19 protein-coding genes are annotated in these 19,948 nt (G+C 41.0%); 9 read left to right on the forward strand and 10 right to left on the reverse strand.

The annotated features are described in order from the left end of the window. Positions 1 to 86 precede the first annotated feature (86 nt). Positions 87 to 428, reverse strand: a complete 342-nt coding sequence (locus BV375_RS13465) for a hypothetical protein (RefSeq protein ID WP_243713937.1) — start codon at positions 426 to 428, stop codon at positions 87 to 89. A gap of 132 nt (positions 429 to 560) precedes the next feature. Between BV375_RS13465 and BV375_RS13470 the strand changes: the two genes are divergently transcribed. Further along, on the forward strand, positions 561 to 1,094 hold the full coding sequence (locus tag BV375_RS13470; protein ID WP_086761238.1) for a J domain-containing protein: 534 nt from the start codon (positions 561 to 563) through the stop codon (positions 1,092 to 1,094). Between the two features lie 135 nt (positions 1,095 to 1,229). Continuing rightward, on the forward strand, positions 1,230 to 1,502 hold the full coding sequence (locus tag BV375_RS13475; protein ID WP_086761240.1) for a DUF3143 domain-containing protein: 273 nt from the start codon (positions 1,230 to 1,232) through the stop codon (positions 1,500 to 1,502). A 96-nt stretch (positions 1,503 to 1,598) separates the two neighbouring features. Here the strand turns inward: BV375_RS13475 and BV375_RS13480 are convergent, their stop codons facing one another. The 3 genes from BV375_RS13480 to lysA all read right to left on the reverse strand — a co-directional run bounded on the left by BV375_RS13480 (position 1,599) and on the right by lysA (position 4,773). After that, positions 1,599 to 2,348 (reverse strand): isoprenyl transferase, encoded by a 750-nt coding sequence (locus tag BV375_RS13480; RefSeq protein WP_086761242.1) that lies wholly within the window; start codon positions 2,346 to 2,348, stop codon positions 1,599 to 1,601. Beyond that, positions 2,345 to 3,268, reverse strand: coding sequence for a diadenylate cyclase CdaA (gene cdaA, locus BV375_RS13485; protein ID WP_086761244.1), 924 nt, complete (start codon positions 3,266 to 3,268; stop codon positions 2,345 to 2,347). Before cdaA ends, BV375_RS13480 begins: the two co-directional genes overlap by 4 nt. Positions 3,269 to 3,369: 101 nt before the next feature. Beyond that, positions 3,370 to 4,773, reverse strand: a complete 1,404-nt coding sequence (gene lysA / locus BV375_RS13490; RefSeq protein WP_086761246.1) for a diaminopimelate decarboxylase — start codon at positions 4,771 to 4,773, stop codon at positions 3,370 to 3,372. Positions 4,774 to 4,865: 92 nt separating this feature from the next. On the opposite strand from lysA, the gene rimI reads away from it, so the two are divergent. Then, positions 4,866 to 5,417: a ribosomal protein S18-alanine N-acetyltransferase gene (gene rimI, locus BV375_RS13495; protein ID WP_086688291.1), complete on the forward strand. Its 552-nt coding sequence runs from the start codon at positions 4,866 to 4,868 to the stop codon at positions 5,415 to 5,417. Positions 5,418 to 6,019: 602 nt separating this feature from the next. Further along, entirely contained in the window at positions 6,020 to 8,488 is a 2,469-nt protein-coding gene (locus BV375_RS13500) for an ATP-dependent Clp protease ATP-binding subunit (RefSeq protein ID WP_086761248.1), read from the forward strand. Between the two features lie 250 nt (positions 8,489 to 8,738). Here the strand turns inward: BV375_RS13500 and BV375_RS13505 are convergent, their stop codons facing one another. Further along, complete coding sequence (locus tag BV375_RS13505; protein ID WP_086761250.1) at positions 8,739 to 9,611, reverse strand: hypothetical protein; 873 nt, start codon at positions 9,609 to 9,611, stop codon at positions 8,739 to 8,741. After that, the gene (locus BV375_RS13510) at positions 9,611 to 10,705 is read right to left on the reverse strand and encodes a reverse transcriptase domain-containing protein (protein WP_086761251.1); all 1,095 of its coding nucleotides are present in this window, start codon (positions 10,703 to 10,705) and stop codon (positions 9,611 to 9,613) included. Before BV375_RS13510 ends, BV375_RS13505 begins: the two co-directional genes overlap by 1 nt. Positions 10,706 to 11,528: 823 nt before the next feature. Here BV375_RS13510 and BV375_RS13515 point away from each other — a divergent pair. Continuing rightward, entirely contained in the window at positions 11,529 to 11,729 is a 201-nt protein-coding gene (locus tag BV375_RS13515; protein WP_243713938.1) for a hypothetical protein, read from the forward strand. Further along, a complete protein-coding gene (locus BV375_RS13520) occupies positions 11,719 to 12,081 on the forward strand; it encodes a type II toxin-antitoxin system PemK/MazF family toxin (RefSeq protein ID WP_086761255.1) in 363 nt (120 codons plus the stop codon). Before BV375_RS13515 ends, BV375_RS13520 begins: the two co-directional genes overlap by 11 nt. A 457-nt stretch (positions 12,082 to 12,538) precedes the next feature. On the opposite strand, the gene BV375_RS13525 is transcribed toward BV375_RS13520, so the two are convergent. Then, positions 12,539 to 13,717 (reverse strand): aminotransferase class I/II-fold pyridoxal phosphate-dependent enzyme, encoded by a 1,179-nt coding sequence (locus BV375_RS13525; protein ID WP_086761258.1) that lies wholly within the window; start codon positions 13,715 to 13,717, stop codon positions 12,539 to 12,541. 423 nt (positions 13,718 to 14,140) lie between these two features. Between BV375_RS13525 and BV375_RS13530 the strand changes: the two genes are divergently transcribed. Continuing rightward, on the forward strand, positions 14,141 to 15,025 hold the full coding sequence (locus tag BV375_RS13530; RefSeq protein WP_243713939.1) for a hypothetical protein: 885 nt from the start codon (positions 14,141 to 14,143) through the stop codon (positions 15,023 to 15,025). A gap of 224 nt (positions 15,026 to 15,249) precedes the next feature. Here BV375_RS13530 and BV375_RS13535 read toward each other — a convergent pair whose 3' ends face one another. Next, complete coding sequence (locus BV375_RS13535) at positions 15,250 to 15,741, reverse strand: SgcJ/EcaC family oxidoreductase (protein WP_086761261.1); 492 nt, start codon at positions 15,739 to 15,741, stop codon at positions 15,250 to 15,252. A gap of 173 nt (positions 15,742 to 15,914) precedes the next feature. On the opposite strand from BV375_RS13535, the gene BV375_RS13540 reads away from it, so the two are divergent. Continuing rightward, entirely contained in the window at positions 15,915 to 16,616 is a 702-nt protein-coding gene (locus BV375_RS13540; RefSeq protein ID WP_086761263.1) for a DUF547 domain-containing protein, read from the forward strand. Here BV375_RS13540 and BV375_RS13545 read toward each other — a convergent pair. Beyond that, the gene (locus tag BV375_RS13545; RefSeq protein WP_086761265.1) at positions 16,601 to 17,356 is read right to left on the reverse strand and encodes a TIGR04283 family arsenosugar biosynthesis glycosyltransferase; all 756 of its coding nucleotides are present in this window, start codon (positions 17,354 to 17,356) and stop codon (positions 16,601 to 16,603) included. The two genes, BV375_RS13540 and BV375_RS13545, sit on opposite strands and share 16 nt — an antisense overlap. Before the next feature lie 5 nt (positions 17,357 to 17,361). After that, positions 17,362 to 18,570: an acyltransferase family protein gene (locus BV375_RS13550; protein WP_086761267.1), complete on the reverse strand. Its 1,209-nt coding sequence runs from the start codon at positions 18,568 to 18,570 to the stop codon at positions 17,362 to 17,364. 261 nt (positions 18,571 to 18,831) lie between these two features. Here BV375_RS13550 and BV375_RS13555 point away from each other — a divergent pair, with 261 nt between their 5' ends. Further along, positions 18,832 to 19,899: an NAD(P)H-dependent oxidoreductase gene (locus tag BV375_RS13555; protein WP_086761269.1), complete on the forward strand. Its 1,068-nt coding sequence runs from the start codon at positions 18,832 to 18,834 to the stop codon at positions 19,897 to 19,899. Positions 19,900 to 19,948 lie beyond the last annotated feature (49 nt).

Here is a 19,948-nt window from a genome sequence, read left to right on the forward strand (position 1 = left end):
TATCGGGGGTCTAACCTAGTATGGGTTAGACCCCTAATTCGCCAGCAGCATCCTTTAAGAAGTCGGGTATCTGGTCAGTAGTCTCGCTATTTCTTCTGGGCACAACCATCAAAAACCCGATTACCCAGGATAAAAGTTGCTGAGTAAGAATAATTTTTGTCTGACATCCCATCGCTACAGGTGTTGACTTGCTTAATAATTAATATATTGTTGCCTCTGCCCTTGAATCGGTAGACTTGCAGCAAATTAGCAGGACGACCCTCTGCTTTTAAGGGCGTGACGTAAGGGAATGTTTGTATTGGCGCATCTGGTGAGGAGTAAGCAATTCCGCGTTTGGTCACAGAAAGGCTCCAAAAGGGTTCTGTACCCCTAGCAGTAAATTCTTCACTATTAGCAGTTTCAGCAATAACGAGACTATTTCTAGGCATGGTCAACAAAGTTATACCAAATCCAACGAACACAATAGATGAGATAAGGATTTTCATATAATTTGAGGTTTACAATATTAGGAAAAACTTGATTGCAAGGTGACTCAATCAGCCGTGAATCATCATGGGGCAATGCCACAAAGCAGTGAACCCAGTTATTACTCCCTGCTAGGACTGCATCCCTCGGCATCGGTAATCGACATCCGTCGCGCTTATCGAGAACTGAGTAAACGCTATCATCCTGATACTACCGACTTACCTGCTACTGTCGCCACTGCTAAATTTCAGCAACTCAACGAAGCCTACGCTACCCTAAGCAACCCAGAACGCAGGTTAAGTTACGACCTGAAAATTGGTTATTCTCGCTATGGCGTGATTCAAGCACCTCCCGATTTGAACCATCCGGTGAATAATACCTATGACTGGTCAAAATCAGCTTACCTTGACGCCAGCGATCGCCCCCTCTCATCAGGCGAAATATTTGCTTTGTTTATTTTGGGATTGACTTTTTTGGGCTGTCTGTTACTTGCGATCGCTATTGGCTTAACGCGTGGTGAAGCTGCTTTCCAAACACAACATCTCCCGCCAACTCCCGTCACCCAACAGCAAATTAACCAAATTTCGCCATCAGCTAGCCTTTTGGAAATTAAAAATTATGATTGTTAAGGTTGAATTTTAACTAAGTAGAACGGTGTGGAAAAACAAAACTATGTTTTGAAAAATCAAATAGGCTTAAACCCTCTTCCCACCTGCCTTCTGCCTCATCCCAACGATCAATATTCACGCCGACCTACTTAAATTATGGCTTTTCTTCCCCCTGACGCTCCCCTCTATAACCATACCTTGCCACAAATTGAGCAGTGGCTCAAAGACCAAGGCTGTAAACAAGATGAAGCACAGTTACATTGTTGGCATGTGCAACGGACAAATTGGCAAGCCGACCTCTGCCTCGATGTTGAGCAACTTACAGTGCGATATATCGAAGCTGGAGAAAATAGACAAGATATCCAACGCTCATTCAAGTATTCTCTCAGTCGGGAAGATATTGAACAGGCAGTTTTTTCTGGGCCTTAAGAGTAGAGAAAGACATTGAGACTGGGAGATGGGGGGACGCGGAGAATATTTCATTTCTATTCCCGGCGTCAGTGCGTCCCTATGTCCCCTTGTCTTTTAAACACTGCCAAACCTCCTCTCCCTTTGCTGATAGGCACACAAGGCGCGGTGAAATTCAACACGGTCAAAATCAGGCCAGAGAGTATCAGTAATATAAAATTCCCCATAAGCCATTTGCCAGAGGAGGAAGTTAGAGAGGCGCATTTCTCCGCTAGTACGGATCAATAAATCTGGGTCAGAAATACCTGCTGTGTAGAGGTGGCGTTCAAATACTGCTTCATCAATTTCATCAGGTTGCAGCAGACCTTGCTGGACTTTCTGGGCGATCGCCCGACAAGCCTGTAAAATTTCCTGTCGTCCACCATAATTTGTGGCGACTGTAAACCGGATACTGCGATTATCCTTAGTTTCTGCCATTGAACGAGAAATTTCCGCTTGGAGCGATCGCGGTAGAGCATTTAAATTGCCCACAAACTGAATTTGCACATTTTCCTCTACCATTTCCCGCAGTTCTTGGCGTAACACTCTTTGAAATAGAGTCATCAAAAAATCAACTTCTTCCTGGGGTCTTTTCCAGTTTTCTGTGGAAAAAGCATAAGCTGTTAACGCTTGAATTCCCCAATCTTTACAACAACGTAGCAAATCCTTAAGTGCATCTACTCCTCGCTTATGCCCCATAATTCGAGGTAGACCTTGACGTTTAGCCCATCGACCATTGCCATCCATAATTACCGCAACGTGCTTGGGCAGTAGTTCTCGTTTTAAGCCAGGGGGCAATTCTTGCAGTTCAGTTTGTTGTGCTGTCATTTTTTATCTCGAGAAGCGGTCGATGGTAATCCAAGTACCCGTGAAACCAGTGCTATTGCCTTACTACTAATCTGACGACCCAAGCTTAACAAACCAGGAGCCACGGCTTCCCGATCTACAGTTGGGGACAATAGAGCCTCTAAAGTCTCTTTTAGTTTCCTAATCGTTAGTGGTCTATTTAGAATTCCCCGTTCCGCTAAGGAAATAGAACCAGTTTCTTCTGATACAACCACACAGATGCAATTTTCGACCCGCTCAGTAATTCCCATCGCGGCCCGATGGCGTGTTCCCAACTGGCGCGAGGCTGTGCGTCCCGAAAGTGGTAAAATTATACCTGATGCCACGATCCGTGAGCCACGTATCAAAGTTGCCCCATCGTGTAACAGCGTTTTTGGTTGAAAGATTGTTTGGATTAATTCTTTGGTAACCTCAGCATTCAGCCTTACTCCTGGTACAGAAAAATCTCGCTCGTCTATTGGACCTGTTGTTTCCAAAATCAATAAAGCTCCAATCCGGTTTTTTGACAGTTCTTTGACTGCATCAACAATTTCATCAATTACACTATCGGATTTAGGTACTGCCAGACTGGATGGTTGAAACAACTGGCGGAATTCGCCACGCCCTAATTGTTCTAAAAATCGCCGAAACTCTGACTGGAGAGCAACTGCCATTGCCACTGCACAACCAATTACTAACTTTTCTAGTACGAAATTTAACAGTGGTAGTCCCAATCTGTTACTGAGTGCTGAGGCTAGCATCAAAATAATAAAGCCTCGTACCATCCACAGCGTCCGGCGCTCGCTAATAATAACTAGTATCATGTACGTCAGCGCCAACACTAATACAATATCCAGAGTCCCAAGCAGCAAGGACTGCGACCATCCCAGGTTTGTCAGCCATTGCTTCCACCAATCTCTCATGACATCTGGATTACTATTTTGCCTCTAAATACAGTGAGTCAATGGTCCAGAGCCAAGAGTCAAGAGTAAAAATTTGTTAACTCTAGACTTTGGACTTTGGACTATTTCTTAAGTCTTTCTGGTAAGCAATCTTGTCGAATCAAGTCTTGATAAGTTTCGCGCTGCAAAATCAAATTTGCTTCACTGTTTGCCACCACAACTGCTGCCGGACGGGATAAGCGATTGTAGTTAGATGCCATACTGTAATTGTAAGCACCAGTTCCCATAACTACGAGAATATCCCCTGGCTCAGTTTTTGGGAGTTGGGCATTTTTAATCAAAATATCCCCTGATTCACAATGTTTACCAGCAATTGTGACAGTTTCAGTTAAGGGAACAGAGATTTTATTAGCTACTACAGCTCGGTACTGTGACTGATAGGTAATGGGTCTTGGATTATCTGACATACCCCCATCTACGGCTATGTAGGTACGAATTTCGGGAATCACCTTGGATGAACCTATTGTATAAGCAGTGACGCAAGCTGTGGCAATTAGCGATCGCCCTGGTTCACATAATAACTTTGGCAAGGGTAGCTTTGCGTCTGTACAGGCTGCTTGCACCACTTCACAAATCGCCTTTACCCATTCGTTGATACTGGGAGGGTCGTCCGATTCTACATACCGAATTCCTAAACCACCACCGACATTTAACTGGGTCACATTTAACCCGTACTTAGCCGCATCCTGCAACCACTGCACCATCACAGCAGCTAAATCCTGATGGGGTTGGCGTTCAAAGATTTGCGAACCAATATGAGCGTGTAAACCTACACAATTTAAAGCAGATTGCTGACTAACAAACGTAAAAACTTCATCTAAATCGTTGGGATCGAAGCCAAATTTACTGTCTAGATGTCCTGTGCGAATATATTCGTGAGTGTGACACTCAATCCCTGGTGTCAATCGCAACATAATCTGTATAGGCAGAAGCGAAGAATTGTCTGCTTGCTCCTGTGCTATTTCGACCAAGGTGTTTAACTCATACCAGTTATCTACCACAATGGTGGCACCAGACTCGATCGCTAAAGTTAGCTCTTGGCGAGATTTATTATTACCGTGGAGGTAGATTTTATCAGGACTAACACCTGCATTGAGGGCGGTGTAGAGTTCCCCCCCAGAGACAACATCGATTCCTAATCCTTCGGAGGCGACGATCGCGCAAATTGCTAGGCAATTCCAAGCTTTGGAAGCATACAGTACCTGAGATTCACCTTGGTAGTATTGCTTGAAAGCGTCCCGGTATTGCTGACAAGCCAAACGTAGGGTTTCTTCATCTAAAATATATAAAGGCGAACCAAACTGCTGCACTAGGGTTGTGATATCACACCCACCAATTTCCAAGCAGCCATGACTATTTACTCTAGCCGTCAAGGGTAGGAGTTCTTGATTGGGCGAAGTGTTACGCCTTGGAGGTAAATACTGACTACCAGCATGTTGAACCCCAATAGGGTGAGTCGATACCATAACTATAAGAGTTGTCCTTGTTCAAATTATGGGCTTGAGTGAGTCTCCCGATTCCCAGTTTACAAAGGGTTTGTAATCTTATTCAAATAAATGTGATCTCATTAGACTTAAAAATTCAACCACTGACATCAGATGATCTTAGTGCAGTGCTAGAACTTGATAAAGCCTGTTTTGGTGGTCTTTGGACATTGGAAGGCTACCAACGAGAGTTGGACAGTCCGAACAGTGATTTACTTGGTTTATTTTCCCCTGTCTCTAGCTTGAGTTTGCTAGGAATGGGTTGCTTTTGGTCAATTTTGGAAGAAGCCCACATCACAATTTTGGCAGTACATCCCCAATATCACTGTCAAGGTTTGGGACAAGCTTTACTCTATTCCCTTCTCAAGACAGCTAGCGATCGCGGTTTGGAGCGAGCTACCCTCGAAGTTCGAGCTTCCAACTTGGCGGCTATATCTTTATATCAAAAATTTGGCTTCAAAACAGCTGGGCGACGGCGGCGTTACTACAAGGATAATGACGAAGATGCCTTGATTCTGTGGCTTTCAGATCTCCAACAGCCGCAATTTCAAATAACTTTGCGCTCCTGGCAAACTATGGTAAGCGATCGCCTCAGCAAATCCTCTTGGCAGTTCCTGTTTCCGTAGACCAGCATCCCTAAAATCACTACTCAATAGTTAATAGCTAACAGTTCAGGGTTATCAACTCTTGTACTATGAACCGTGGAAATTTTAACTGATTGAGGTTTAAACCGAAAAACCTCAGCACACAGGTAGATGAAAAAGCATTTTCTTCTTGAGATCCTTTATCTTCCTGATGGCTCTGGTCTCTTTTTGCTAAATTTTTGATAGTTGTGCGGTTGACTATTAACCGTCTTCATGAAAAAAATAAATTTCCTCAGAGCTATTTTTATGAGTATTTTTTATCTTTTGCTACTTTAAATTACAAAAAATATATATATTGATAAAAATCTTGACTCTGTTGAATATAAATGCTAAATATATCTGTTTGGTAGTGGTTGAAAAAATTAGAATTTTAGCAGTTTTTTGTGTGCCATCAATGCCGAAAAAGCTGTTTATGACGCTCTCCTCAGTATAACAGCCACACAAAAGTAACAAATATTTAATAATTACGCCATCAGCTTGGGTAATCACGCGTGGATTTCTAGTATTTTTTATACAGATATCCAAAAGTCTAGCCTGTGCTAAAATCAGCGTACCGGCACGACGCAGGTGATGGGAAAAATGCCATGTTTGAACGCTTCACAGAAAAAGCTATTAAGGTAATCATGCTGGCCCAAGAAGAGGCCCGCCGCTTAGGCCACAATTTCGTCGGCACTGAGCAGATCCTCCTGGGTCTGATCGGTGAAGGGACGGGAGTTGCAGCCAAAGTGTTGAAATCAATGGGTGTCAATCTCAAAGATGCCCGAATTGAGGTAGAAAAAATCATAGGCCGGGGTTCTGGCTTTGTCGCGGTGGAAATACCCTTTACGCCACGGGCAAAGCGGGTTCTAGAACTATCCTTAGAAGAAGCGCGCCAATTAGGCCATAACTACATTGGCACCGAGCATCTCCTGTTGGGCCTGATCCGGGAAGGGGAAGGTGTGGCAGCTAGGGTGCTAGAAAACCTCGGCGTGGATCTATCTAAGGTGAGAACCCAAGTCATTCGGATGTTGGGAGAAACGGCGGAAGTATCACCAGGTGGTTCATCCAGCCGCACCAAAACTCCAACTTTGGATGAATTTGGCTCGAACCTGACCCAAATGGCAACGGACAACAAACTCGATCCAGTGGTGGGACGCGCCAAAGAAATCGAGCGAGTTATTCAAATTTTGGGTCGCCGGACAAAAAATAACCCAGTGCTGATCGGCGAACCAGGGGTTGGTAAAACTGCGATCGCAGAAGGTTTAGCGAGCCGCATTGCCAACAAAGATGTCCCCGACATCCTGGAAGATAAGCGCGTAGTCACTCTGGATATTGGCTTGCTCGTAGCAGGAACCAAGTACCGGGGTGAATTTGAAGAACGTCTCAAGAAAATCATGGATGAAATCCGCTCTGCGGGTAACGTGATTCTCGTAATTGACGAAGTACACACCCTAATTGGTGCAGGTGCAGCAGAAGGCGCAATTGACGCTGCAAATATCCTCAAGCCAGCTTTGGCAAGAGGCGAGCTGCAATGCATTGGAGCGACAACCCTTGATGAATACCGCAAGCACATTGAGCGGGATGCAGCCTTAGAGCGTCGCTTCCAACCAGTGATGGTAGGGGAACCAACAGTCGATGAGACAATTGAGATTTTATATGGTTTGCGCGATCGCTACGAGCAACACCACAAGTTAAAAATCTCTGATGAAGCATTGGTAGCGGCAGCAAAATTATCTGACCGTTACATTAGCGATCGCTACTTACCAGATAAAGCTATCGACTTGATCGATGAAGCAGGTTCAAGAGTTCGGTTAATCAACTCCCAACTGCCACCCGCAGCCAAAGAGTTAGACAAAGAACTGCGGCAAATCTTAAAAGAAAAAGATGATGCAGTTCGCTCCCAAGACTTTGACCGAGCTGGAGAATTGCGCGATCGCGAAATGGAAATCAAAGCCGAAATTCGCGCCATTGCTCAAAGCAAGACCAACACCTCTGGTAACGAAGGTCTAGAACCCGTAGTAACTGAAGAGGACATCGCCCACATCGTCGCATCCTGGACTGGAGTTCCGGTGAACAAACTCACCGAATCCGAATCCGAGAAGCTGTTGCACATGGAAGATACCTTGCATCAGCGTCTAATTGGACAAGAAGATGCTGTGAAGGCAGTTTCCCGAGCAATTCGCCGCGCCCGTGTCGGTTTGAAAAATCCCAACCGACCCATCGCCAGCTTTGTCTTCTCCGGTCCGACCGGCGTTGGTAAAACCGAGTTGGCGAAATCCTTGGCTTCTTACTTCTTCGGTTCAGAAGAAGCAATGATTCGCCTGGATATGTCGGAATATATGGAGCGTCACACCGTCAGCAAACTGATTGGTTCGCCTCCAGGTTATGTTGGCTATAACGAAGGCGGTCAGCTAACCGAAGCTGTAAGGCGGCGTCCTTACACCGTGGTGCTATTCGACGAAATCGAAAAAGCCCACCCCGATGTTTTCAATATGCTGCTGCAAATTTTGGAAGACGGTCGCTTAACCGATGCTAAAGGTCGCACTGTTGACTTTAAGAATACCTTGCTGATTTTGACATCCAACATCGGTTCTAAGGTAATTGAAAAAGGTGCTTCTACCATCGGCTTTGAGTTTAACGAAGATGCTGGTGAATCACAGTACAACAGGATTAAAACCCTGGTGAACGAAGAACTGAAGCAATACTTCCGTCCAGAATTCCTCAACCGACTAGATGAGATTATCGTCTTCCGTCAGTTGAGCAAGGATGAAGTTACGCAAATTGCCGAAATCATGCTCAAAGAAGTTTTTGGCCGCCTAACCGAAAAAGGTATCACCTTAGAAGTTACCGATCGCTTCAAAGACCGCCTGATTCAAGAAGGCTACAGCCCCAGCTACGGCGCAAGACCGTTGCGTAGAGCAATTATGCGCTTGTTAGAAGATAGTTTGGCTGAAGAGATTCTCTCTGGTCGCATCAAAGATGGCGATACAGCCCTTGTTGATGTCGATGAAAGCGGTAATGTTCAAGTAAGTTCTCAACAGCGTCGGGAATTGTTATCCCAAGGCGTTGAGTAACATCTAAAATTTCAGATTTGGGATTAAATCTCAAGTTTAAAAATTCAAACGGTAGAGCAATTAAGACTCTACCGTTTTTTGTTTTCTTGTCGTTTATGCATCAGTTGTAATTAGTGTATGCAGAGAGTTTTAAAAGTTGCCTTCGATTTTGTTTTCGGAGAGTGACAGAAGCAGGGTATTGTTTAGCATACAAGGCTTAGTTAATGTTATTACTTTACCAGCAATATAGAGAATGACAAGAATTTTAGTTTTATTTTAAATAATTAATTATTTCTTTAACAAACCAGTTTACTGTCTTGTGTATTTTTTGATAATCTTTTTTATCAAAAAATTCTTTTAGTTCATTCTGAGGCTGCTTTGCATCTGGAAAAACTTTCACATTTCTTCCTAATTTATATTGTAATATACTTAAATTATTTGTAATTTCATTGACTACTTTTTCTGCATCTAAAAAACTATTTTTTAGATTATATAGAGTAATATATGCCCATCCTTCTTCTATTCTTCCGCTAACTTTAATTCCTTTTTGATTGAGTACAAATTGAATAAATAATGTTTGTATTTCTTCTTTATGAATACCCTCTTTGAGTGATTTAAGACGTACTTTTATGGATTTACCTTTAGCTTCAATTCTTTCTTTTATTGATTTACCATCTAAATCTCCATGACTAGCAATATCTCTTATATCCATGATACTAGTAATTATTTTATAATCTTCATTTTCATAAAGTTTAAAATTTACTTTATTGCTATTAATAATTTTTAAAAAATCAGCTAGTTTTGCTTTTTTGGAATAAGAAATATCTTGAATTCTGTCAATACCATATTGTTTTAATATAAATTGATTCAGTAAAATTTCTATTTGCAAATATATCTTTCTGCAAAATTCGACAAAATCATCATTAATAATATCATTAATTGATTGTTGATTATATTCCTCAAGTTGTTTTTTTATTTCAGAATTCTCTGTTAAATTGAGCCATAAATAACTTGAATAATCAATTATAAATATTTTTTGTGAATCTATTTTAATTTCTTCTTTGGATAGCCTTTCTATATATAAAGATATGTTTTCTAGATTGCTGTTAATTTGCTTAAGTAATTGTTGGGCTAATTTATCCATTAATTACTACTCTGATTTTCAGATTTCTTGATTAATAAACTTAATAATAGCTGATATTGCTTTAAATATTTTTCATAAACAGAATCATCCCTTCCCTTAACCATACCAATAAACTCTATTTTACCCCGAAGTACTTGTTTAAAACTTTGTTTTTCCTTGGTGGGTAATCTGCTTTGAGATTCATACTTTTCTTGATACTCTTTTTCCACATCTTCAAGCCCAAATTTAGCCCAAGCATGAAGCATAGCACGAACCTGACGCACATACTTTCGGTCAACATTAGGAAACAGATTAGTCGTTAATCCCGTTACTTCTTGATGATTACCTTTGACTTGCAGTCGATTTTTATGATAATTTACCTCAAATCCATTTTCATTAATAATTGATAGTAATCTATTACCAATAAAAATTTTATCTACATCTTCTTCAGCTACTATATATGCTAATTCTTCAGGGAACTTAGATAAAGTTGTTGAAAAAGTAATATCGTCTGCATACCTTGTATAAGTCGCTTTGTACTCTTTAGCTAAACGCTGCAATTGACTATCCATCTTGGCACAAATCATATTAGTCACTATGGGTGAAGTTGGTGCGCCTTGAGGTAACTGATTGTTATGACAACAAATCTGTGCTAAAACTGTCGCTACATCTGGGTGTAAACCATAGGGTGTAGCCATAAACATACCCCGGACTCGACCAAAATTAATCGATGGGAAAAAATCAGTTAAATCAAGGTTTAGAACATAGCGTTTTTTAGTATGAGCTTGAGCATTAGTTACAATATTTTTTCCTATTACAAACCCATGCACTGATGGTTTTATCTCATAAACTGTTTGTAATACTTGATTAAGTTTTGTCTGAATAATTTTAAGTGCAGTTATCGGAGTTGATATCTGACGCATACCACCAGACTTTTTAGGAATCTCAAAAGTTTTATAACGTTGATCAGGTTTAACAAGATATATATGATAAACAAGACGGGAATAGGAAACCTCTAAAAGGTCAGCTATATCTATTGGTTGTTTAAGAGAGTAAAATTTCTCTCGTAAAGATTCGGGGCTATCTGTGAGAAGCAACTGAGAGTTTTTTTTCACTTTTTCCCTGAGTTATCCTTAATCAGCTATCCTTTGAGCGATGTAACAATCATATTTAGATTTAGCCTTGACATAGACATCATGCTAATTTCTACGATTGGAAATAAAAAAATATCACTTGCGGGTGTATTCTCGCTTATTCGGATAAGGATCAAAAGGCAATTTAGAAAACTAAAAACCTCGTAAAGCTGACCGTAAAATACACCGTCGCAGGATCAACAACGGAAATCAATACCTATTCCCGCAAGTGATTGAAGTGGTTTATCTAAGGAATCGTTGCTTACAACTGATTCAGACTTACCTTTAGGTAATCTTACAAGCAAATAGTATCAAAGTGTTGGGTGAAAATGACTAAATTAGTGGTAAGTTGGGCTGAACAATAAAGAAATCCAACAAATCCCATTGCTAAGGTTGGGTTTCGTGCCTTAGATCAACTTATATAAATTTTTTATAGTAATCGTGGAATTAAGCTGTTTTCAGTGTAAGTCCTGGAAATACAAAAAACTTAACTTTTAATCATGAGTGGAATTAATCATCAAATTACCCTTGACGTTAGACAAGTTGCCAAGCACATAGCTGGTACACCTCAAAGTCAAAGACTTCTGAAACGAGGACTTGCCGCTCATGTATTTAACGATGAATCTACAATTATATAGAAATTGCTGAACAAAAAGCCTACCAAAAATATCCTACTGGCTGGATTGTTACTTTCCGTCTCAATGAGACAGGTGCTTGCGACAGAATATGATTGTAGGTAGATTTGGTTGAGATAGAATCAACGTAAGTCGGAAATTATTGCGAATTTATAGAACTATCAAAATCTATGGCTCAAACAGAGAAGACGCAAAGAGAAACAATAGAAATACCTATACAATCTCAAAACATCAGCCGCCGTGAATTTATGAAATTACCGTTAGAAGAACGGCGACGCATCTTGGCAGAACAAGCTGAATTAATATTACCCTACTACCAGCAAAATACAGAATGGCAAGAATTAGAGACAGGAGATTTGGTTGATTATTAGTACTCCTAGTCCTAAACGTGGTGATATTTGGCTAGCTAATTTTGATCCAACAGTAGGAGCAGAAATTAAAAAAGTTCGACTTGCTGTAGTCATAAGTTCTGATGGTGTTGGTAAATTGCCTATTAAATTGATTGCACCAATTACAGACTGGAAGGAATATTACGCAGGCAATATCTGGCACGTCAAAATTGAGCCAGATACTATGAATAGTTTGTCAAAAGCTTCTACTGTAGACGTATTACAATTACGCGGGATGGACGTACAAAGATTTATCCGTAAAATTGGACAATGTTCAACTGAAGTTATGGAGGAAATCGCTGCGGCTATTGCTGCGGTAGTTGAATATTCTTAATAAAGAGATTAAATTTACAATAAAAAATTAAAAATTGGGCGATCGCCCGGTTTTTCGCATTGACATTTTCAACGGTTTCCCGAACAATCTCTTGGTATTATTGTGTTTAGCGAAGCCCAAGAAGTTTATCTGTTGATAGAAAGAATAAAACAACTACAACAATTAAAAGATTGATAATTGGTAATGAACTTTTAGATAATGATTTAGGACGGCAATAGAACATCATTACTTGTATTATATTTCAATACGGTTCAGTTAAAGTGATAAGAGTTCTCATCTGTCGAACAAAAACCAAGATTTGGGGGAGAACCCCCCAAACCCCCGATTGGGGGACGGTTGCGTCCCCCAAGCCCCCTCCAAAATAATTGTTCGGTTTTTTGTTTAGTAATTATTTGTGAACTTTGTTGTCAATGAATTTTCTTAACTGAACTGTATTGTATTATATTTAATTCACTAATTATAGATTTGACTGTAATTTCAGTAACCGCTCTTCTGCCTTTGCCAAAGTTTCTGGCTTCTTGCTAAAACAAAATCTAATAAATTTTTTACCTGCTTCTGATTGCGAGAAAAAGCCAGAGCCAGGAACTACTGCAACACCAATTTCTTTAGTTAAATATGTAGCGAATTCCACATCATTTTTATAACCAAAGCTGGAAATATCAGCAAACACATAGTACGCTCCTTTAGGAATAGAATATGGAATTCCCACCCTATCTAAAATTTGCAGAATATCGTTTCGCTTTTGTTGATATCGCTTTGCTAATTCTTGGTAGTAGGTAATAGGAAGTTGCATTGCCACAACACCAGCCCTTTGTAAAGGTGCAGGTGCGCCAACGGTGAGAAAATCATGAACTTTGCGAATTGCACCTGTTAATTCAGGATTCGATAAAATATAGCCGACTCGCCATCCAGTTACACTGTAGGTCTTAGAAAGACCATTAATAGTAACTGTTCGTTCTTCCATTCCTGGCAAAGTTGCCATTGCAATATGCGGTGTTTCGTCATAAAGAATATGTTCATAAATTTCATCTGTGAATACCAACACATCCCACTTTTGACACAATTCAGCGATTAAATTTAGTTCTTCACGAGTAAATACTTTTCCAGTTGGGTTATGGGGCGTGTTAATAATAATCGCTTTTGTGCGTTCATTAAATGCCTGACGTAGTTCTGCTTCATCAAATGTCCATTCAGGAGGATGTAGTGATATGTAACGAGGAGTTGCACTAGCTAAAATCACATCTGGGCCGTAGTTTTCGTAATACGGTTCAAAAATGATGACTTCATCACCTGGGTTTAAAGTAGCCAGCATTACCGCAGCCATTGCTTCTGTAGAACCACAGGTAACAGTAATTTGTCGTTCTGGATCAATATTTAAGCCCAAATACCATTTAACTTTATCTGCGATCGCGTGACGAAAAGCTTTGTCTCCCCAGGTAATAGCATATTGATTAATGTCTTGTTCAATTGCCTCACAAGCTGCCCTTTTTAACTCAGGCGGACAAGGAAAATCAGGAAATCCCTGTGCCAAGTTCACCGCACCATATTGTAATGCGACTCTCGTCATTTCTCGAATGACTGACTCTGTGAACTGGTTTGCCTTATCTGAGATTCTTTGTTTTTGTGTCGCAGTCACGCCTATTCCTCGTATAAAATATGCAATTTACTTTAAATCGATGAATTTACCGTATATTTTAGCAATAACTTAGGTATTCCTGAGACTAAGAGGGCAAACACTTCTCTAACACTAGGATATATGCAGTTGCTTCTGGGCGAATGTAATGCCTTAAGAATCATTAATAATTTTTTGCTAAGGCGAAGAAAGAGCATCGGCATAGAAATTCCCGTCAAGTTTGCTATTAGCACTAATTAGGAATGAATTATTAAGGCTGAAGAATGATGATATTTCATAATTTTACAGAGGGATGGTAGGAAGCTGAGTTATTTGCTTGTAAAGATGAAGTAGAGAGTTAACTCAACACGGCAAATGAGGATGGAATCTTTAAACAAGAAGTTGAAGTTTGGAATCAGTGGATTTAACTATCTAAAATTCTACTAATTGAGAATTGAAGTTCAATATACTCAAAATCCTAAATCAGCAAAGATCATGTACAACTACAACCAGTCTTCTTTTTCCCACCCTTATACCCCTGGTTCGCTGTCAATGCGGCGCGGACAGTACTTCAACTATGTAGTGCCGAGTGGTTGGCGAGTGGTCGAGGATGGCCAATTTGCCGTTGTCCTTTTTTCTCCAGACAATGCTGCTCTAACGATTATGGTAGGAAATTCCGGACTGCCAGCAAACTACAACCCCTGGCAGTTTGTCTACGAGAAGCTATTGGCAATGCAGCCCTATGAACTTCGGATTGGTCAGCCCCGCCCAGCTCAACCAATTGCTGGATGCACGGTCGCTTATGAGTTTGACTACATATACAGCTTCAATGGCATTCCCTGCCGAGGGATTGCCAAGTGCAACGTGGCATATAGCTACAACATGTGTACGATGGTGATGACTTGTGCAGCATCGCATGAATCACAGTGGGCAAATTATGCCTCATGGTTACCGCAGATAGCGGGCCAAGTAACAGCAACAAATGGGGCGGCGTTCGGAATACAAGGGATTATGGCGCAGAACATAGAAATCTCCCTTGCCGAAGGGCAGCGGCTCAGGGAATACCGTGAATGGTCGGAGCGCACTTGGGAAGAGGTGAACCGCCAACGAAGTCAATCTGTAGATCGTCAAAACTTCCAATTTCGTGAGAACCTTGGCAATGTGTCAACTTGGACGAACCCATATGGATATGCGAACGTCGAGCTGCCGACAAGCCATAACTACTTTTGGATGAACCGTCAAGGACAAATCTATGGTACGAATGACCCGAGTGAAAATCCGAACATTGGTTCAACTCAAGAGTGGGCAAGAATGAATCGGTATCAGCCCTAATGCGCTGCAATCACCCCAATAATGGAAAATCTTACACTAATAGGACTTACGCACTCGTGACGAAAAACTAAGCCTTTGCGATTACTTTGCTACCCTGCGGGAACGCTTTCAGCGAACGCTCGTAATGACGTAAAATTGTAGTCCTTGCGTAAGTCCTGGCTAATTTAAGATTACGCTTTTTTATCAGATCGACTCTATATTTCTAAAAATTACCAAGTCTCTACCTATGGCGTAGGATGGATAGCCGTGTTCTGAGCCGAGATGATCTTCCAGCGCCCCGCCTGCTTCTGAAGAACATATTTCATGCGCGTTCTGAGTACTCCCGGCTCCGTCGGTTCTATACCTGGAGGCAGCGCATCATAACCGCGTAGTGTTTGTACTGTCTCCACAATAGCTGCTTGCGATCCGATCAGGCGCACCTTCCAAATTTCCACTTCAAGGTGAGTTTTCTTGAAAATGCCACTGAACAGTGCCGCGTGCCGCTCTCTAGTCGCATTCTGTCCCGCAAAGTGTGTGCCAATAATGTTAATAAAATCACTGTCTTGACTGAAGTCCCGAACCCATGATTGTGCATCATGTTGATTCCAAGCTTTAGTTTGCTCAGTAAGTAGTTTGCGGATAGCGATTTCATCTGGTACTTGAGCAATTACTAACGAAGGAATCAAGACGAGTAAGACAGCACTCATCCCTATCCAAGTAGGGCGCGAATAAATCATTATCAACTTTAATTAAATTAATAGCAATTAAATGACACGAAAATGAGGCATTGGCTCAATTTTACTAGAAAAGGAATCAAGATTCGCCGCGTTTGCTCATTCTAATTCCAACTTATAGTACAAACAATTTACAGGTCAAACAGTTCCACAAATCAACGATCAGGAAAGCAATTATGATTGATTTTGAACCTTGGGATACGCTACTTCGTCAGTATGTTGACGAATATGGTCGTGTAGACTATCTTGCTTGGAAAACGCAACAACCTCAAGCACTTTCTGATTGGATGGAGAGCCAAAAAAAGCTACTTTTGAATTCTAATTCTAACAATCTAGAGCAATTAGCATTGTGGATTAATCTCTACAATGCATTTACCATTGCAACAATTTTAGAAAGATATCCGCTTAAGTCAATTCTGCCGCAATTTTTAGGAATTCCTAATTGGCTGGCTTTTTTATGGTTCTTTCAACGTCGAGCTTATAACATCTTTGGTAAGCGTTACAGCCTAGCTCAAATAGAAAACCAAATTCTCAGAGAGAAATTACAAGAACCACGCATTCATTTTGCCATTGTCTGCGCTTCTGTTGGTTGTCCTTTATTACGTCAGGAAGCTTATTTTCCTGAGCAAGTTATTCAGCAGTTAGATGAAGATGCCCATCGTTTCATTAACAACCCTGAGAAAGTTCGTTATGACTTTCAAAGTCAAACGCTCTACTGTAATAAAATTTTTAAGTGGTATCGTCAGGACTTTTTAAAGATTGCGCCCTCAATTCCAGAATACATTAACTCCTATTTAAAAACAGATTTGCCCTTAACTGCCTCAACGCCAATATCTTATCTTCACTACGACTGGAGCTTGAATCAGCGAATGTCTTGATAAAATTGCTTGAGATAGTTGGCATCAACACCAATCCCCCATAAAATGCCGATGTAGAGGTAGATTGCGGTAGCTTTCCAACTACCCCAGCGTGCTACCCGCCGATCCGAGCTTTGAACGGTACGGTTTACTAGAGAAATTCGTCCTTTTTGCACCAATTTCAGGCATAAATCGCCATCTTCCATAATCGGTAATTCCTCATCAAATCCACCGCAATCCCAAAAGTCAGTTCGGCGACAGAACATAACTTGGTCTCCAAACAAAAGGCGCAATCCTTTAAAAAACAACTGAGGTTTAAACAACAAAGGCGCGTAGTAGGTTTTTAGATAGTTGTGCAACGAGATACCCCAACGAGTGGTTTGAGAGCCAACCATCAGCGAAATAAATCCTCCACAGGCAACTTTTGGCTCTGCCAAAGTTTTCTCAATCACAGCAATCAAATCATCGGGAACCGAAGTATCTGCATGAAGAAAACACAAAATATCTCCAGTTGCAGCCGATGCTCCGCAGTTCATTTGGATAGAACGCCCACGTTGCTTACAAAAAAGAACTTGCACATTTAATGGTTGATTAAATAACTCTAAGCTTTGTTTGGCGATCGCAACTGTCTCATCTTCGCTACCACCATCTACTACTATCACCTCTTTTGCAGGTGGGTTAAGTAAAACCAGTTGTCGCAAGGTACGCCCTAAACTGGCTGCTTCATTTAAAGTAGGGATGACAATCGAAACTTGAGACATAAGCTTCAAAGCGTTTCGCCACTGTTATATTTTACTGTTCTGGTGTCTATTGGCTTTAGCCCAAAGAAAAATCGCGCAATATTTATTCGCTTGACTAACAGATCGTACAAAGTCGCTGTAACCACAAAAGTTGCAGTACTAATAATCAAAAACTTTGCTGTTATGCCTAAATTCCATTGCACCACGTAAAACGCGATCGCAACTAAAACTGTCTGGTGCAGCAAATAAAATGGATAAGAAGCTTGGGAGGCATATTGCAGAATACTGTGATTAAATCTAAGATATCGCTGACCCAACGCAATTAAAGCAATTACCCAACACCAAGAATTGAAACCACGAAACATTTGATAAAGAATATAGCCCCAAGAATAGCCCCGCACAGGGATAATATGAGTTGCTTGTAGTCCACAGAGAACAGACATAGTAATTACTGCCACCAATAACAGCAGCTTTCGATGTTGCTCAATTGTTTCTTCCAACTTTGGATCGGCACAAAGTAAAAAGCCGTAAACAAAGTAAAACAGGTACAGTAATAAATTTGCCCAGTCATCATAAAGATTTTGAAAACCGAACCATTTGGGACGTAATGCACCTTCAATCACAGCCAATGGTAGAGCAGGTAAGAAAATAGCTCCAGGCAGTTTCATCCAATTTGCAATGGTAGAATACCAGCGCTGACCTTTCTCTGTTTTGAAGAATAACAAGACTGGCAGAGTAATTAGAGAGATTGTAAATAAGTAAATTAAAAACCACAGGTGTGCCCACTCAAAATTACCTTGAGGAGGAATGCCATTAAAAAACTGTGGGTAGAACTGCACGTAAGAGCCAATGTATTTTTGATGGCTGACAAGCCTGTAATAAACCTGAGGCGGAACCAATACTAACGTACTAAATGCGAAAGGAATGAACAATCGCCTAAAGCGATCGCGCAAAAACTGCAAAGGCGATCGTAACTTCAGAGCAAACCAAGTAGCAGAACCCGCAATCAAAAAAAACAATGGCATATGCCATTGATGAACAAAAAAAATAAACCATCCTAGGAAATAACTTACTAAGTAATTTTGTATATAAAATTCGCCTAATTCACCTCGATAAAATACTGCTGCGGTGTGAAAATAAATGAGCAATAGCACTGCTAATATACGTAACCAATCCAGGTCATAACGTCTTTGGGCGTGAGTATTTGTCTGCTCTAAATTGTCTCGTAAATTCATTGATTGTCATTAGCCTCACAAAAAATATTAGTGCTTTTAAACTTGAGCTTAAGACTTCTTACCGAAGATGGATTCTTCACATATATATGTTTGGGTTGAATAGAAGACTAAGCTGTTATGCAAATAAACTTGCATATTGAATCATCAGATTTGTTTTTTGTCATTAGTTATTTGTGTTTACAAAGAACAAATTACTGTTTTTAGCAAAAAGCTTACTACCAACAACCAGCACAGAACTCAATATACTCTTAGGGCAGGATTATGAAACCAAATGATGAAAACGGTAAACTCCCAACTGAGCAACGCCCCTTTCGCGTGCTGATAATTTCGGGGTCAAACCGCCGTCAATACAACTGCCCTGGCGTAGATTCTAAATCACGCACGCTCATGTTACGTATGGCAGAACGCCTGCCCCAAGATTGGGAAATTGACTATGAAGACTTGGGCAATGTATTCACCCGTGCCAGAATTCAAAGTTGTAATGCCTGTGCTTCTACTTCAATGGCGCTTTGCGTTTGGCCATGCAACTGTTACGAACCCAATAATAAAGCTGAACCAGATTTAATGTGGGATCTGGATATCTACTCTCGCTTAGACTTAGCAGATGCTTGGGCAATTATTGGGCCAATCAACTGGTATGCCCCTACTAGCAACCTCAAACTGATGTTTGACAGACTAGTGTGCATGAACGGCGGAAATCCCAAGGAAGACCTAATTGGACATAAAGACCCAGAAAAAGCAATGGCGTTGGAACATTCGCCTGAGTGGGAAGAGTTGAGCCTGAACCACTTAGAAGGACGCACCGCAGGCTTTTTCTGTTACGGGGATGGGGGAGGAGATGAAATGGATGAAGATGAACGCCCTCGCTTGTTAAAACATAAGTATTACTTCGACCCAGAACAAGAGCCATTCGAGGATGAGCGCTGTGCTTACGCGCCTTTAGTTTGGCAAAGCCGCTACAGTGGCATTGAAGTTCCCGATCGCCTGTGGCGTTATGCTCAAATTGGTCACGGTAAAAAGTACAGCGATAACCAAGCTGAAGATATCAAATCTGAGCCAAATTTTTATCAAGAGTTTGATGCTTGGATAGATGCGTTCACAGATTTTGTTCGCCAAAAAGGAAAAGTACAGCCTAGTAAATATCGTGCCTACGGTTATAAAGCACCAGGACACAAATTAGCAGATCTACAACTGCTATGGCGAAATACCCGTATGCAACTAGGGGTTCCTCCTAAGGATTCTTCTGTAGCCCAGCAACAACAAGCTGGACTTAATCAAGATATCAGGCTGGATATGAAGAAGGGCGAAGGAGAAATATTACGCGAATAAAAGGCTATTTAAAAATTAAATATTGCTATGTTATGCCACTACATTTAAA

Source organism: Nostoc sp. 106C, assembly GCF_002154725.1.
Lineage (GTDB): Bacteria > Cyanobacteriota > Cyanobacteriia > Cyanobacteriales > Nostocaceae > Aulosira.

Excerpts from the sequence above, each read along its gene's own strand:
- BV375_RS13465 (WP_243713937.1), bottom strand. The coding sequence starts at position 428 with ATGCCTAGAAATAGTCTCGTTATTGCTGAAACTGCTAATAGTGAAGAA.
- BV375_RS13470 (WP_086761238.1), top strand. The coding sequence starts at position 561 with ATGCCACAAAGCAGTGAACCCAGTTATTACTCCCTGCTAGGACTGCAT.
- BV375_RS13475 (WP_086761240.1), top strand. The coding sequence starts at position 1,230 with ATGGCTTTTCTTCCCCCTGACGCTCCCCTCTATAACCATACCTTGCCA.
- BV375_RS13480 (WP_086761242.1), bottom strand. The coding sequence starts at position 2,348 with ATGACAGCACAACAAACTGAACTGCAAGAATTGCCCCCTGGCTTAAAA.
- cdaA (WP_086761244.1), bottom strand. The coding sequence starts at position 3,268 with ATGAGAGATTGGTGGAAGCAATGGCTGACAAACCTGGGATGGTCGCAG.
- lysA (WP_086761246.1), bottom strand. The coding sequence starts at position 4,773 with ATGGTATCGACTCACCCTATTGGGGTTCAACATGCTGGTAGTCAGTAT.
- BV375_RS13500 (WP_086761248.1), top strand. The coding sequence starts at position 6,020 with ATGTTTGAACGCTTCACAGAAAAAGCTATTAAGGTAATCATGCTGGCC.
- BV375_RS13505 (WP_086761250.1), bottom strand. The coding sequence starts at position 9,611 with ATGGATAAATTAGCCCAACAATTACTTAAGCAAATTAACAGCAATCTA.
- BV375_RS13515 (WP_243713938.1), top strand. The coding sequence starts at position 11,529 with ATGGCTCAAACAGAGAAGACGCAAAGAGAAACAATAGAAATACCTATA.
- BV375_RS13535 (WP_086761261.1), bottom strand. The coding sequence starts at position 15,741 with ATGATTTATTCGCGCCCTACTTGGATAGGGATGAGTGCTGTCTTACTC.
- BV375_RS13540 (WP_086761263.1), top strand. The coding sequence starts at position 15,915 with ATGATTGATTTTGAACCTTGGGATACGCTACTTCGTCAGTATGTTGAC.
- BV375_RS13545 (WP_086761265.1), bottom strand. The coding sequence starts at position 17,356 with ATGTCTCAAGTTTCGATTGTCATCCCTACTTTAAATGAAGCAGCCAGT.
- BV375_RS13550 (WP_086761267.1), bottom strand. The coding sequence starts at position 18,570 with ATGAATTTACGAGACAATTTAGAGCAGACAAATACTCACGCCCAAAGA.
- BV375_RS13555 (WP_086761269.1), top strand. The coding sequence starts at position 18,832 with ATGAAACCAAATGATGAAAACGGTAAACTCCCAACTGAGCAACGCCCC.